The 551-nt window shown below is 46.6% G+C and carries 1 pseudogene; it reads left to right on the top strand.

The window, feature by feature from the left end:
* A pseudogene (locus MZO40_RS16995) lies at positions 1-551 on the top strand (IS5-like element ISLpl3 family transposase); the annotation flags it as partial.

Below are 551 nucleotides of genomic sequence, written 5' to 3'. Positions count from 1 at the left end.
CTCATGCGCAGCGGGGCTCCTTGGCGTGATCTACCTGAACGCTATGGCTCTTGGAAAACGGTGTATAGTCGCTTCCGAGCCTGGGTAAGTTCAGGCTTGTTCGAACAGGTTTTTCTCGAATTGATTGACGATCCCGACATGGAAAACTTGAGCTTAGATTCAACGATCGTTCGAGCGCATCAAAAGGCCACTGGGGCAAAAAAAATGCCGAATGTATGGTCGAAAATCAAGCTATTGGATTAAGTCGAGGTGGCCGAACGACCAAGATTCACGCACTCGTTGACGGATTAGGGAATCCCTTGGGTTTTCGCCTAACAGGTGGTCAAGTACATGATAGCCAAGTTGCCAGTGAGTTGCTGGAAGGCTTCGATATTTCTCAATCAAATATTATCGCGGATAAAGCCTATGGCACCGCGAAACTTCGCCAGTATATTGAAGATAAAGCAGGCGTCTATACCATTCCGCCAAAGGAAAATACCAAAGACAAGTGGACCTGTGATTACCACGTTTATTGTGAGCGCCATTTGATTGAGAACTTCTTCAATCAGTTG

The organism is Lactiplantibacillus sp. B652, from assembly GCF_023806745.1.
GTDB lineage: Bacteria > Bacillota > Bacilli > Lactobacillales > Lactobacillaceae > Lactiplantibacillus > Lactiplantibacillus pentosus.
The sequence above is the reverse complement of the archived record's forward strand: the minus strand, read 5'-3'. Positions and strand labels throughout refer to the sequence as shown.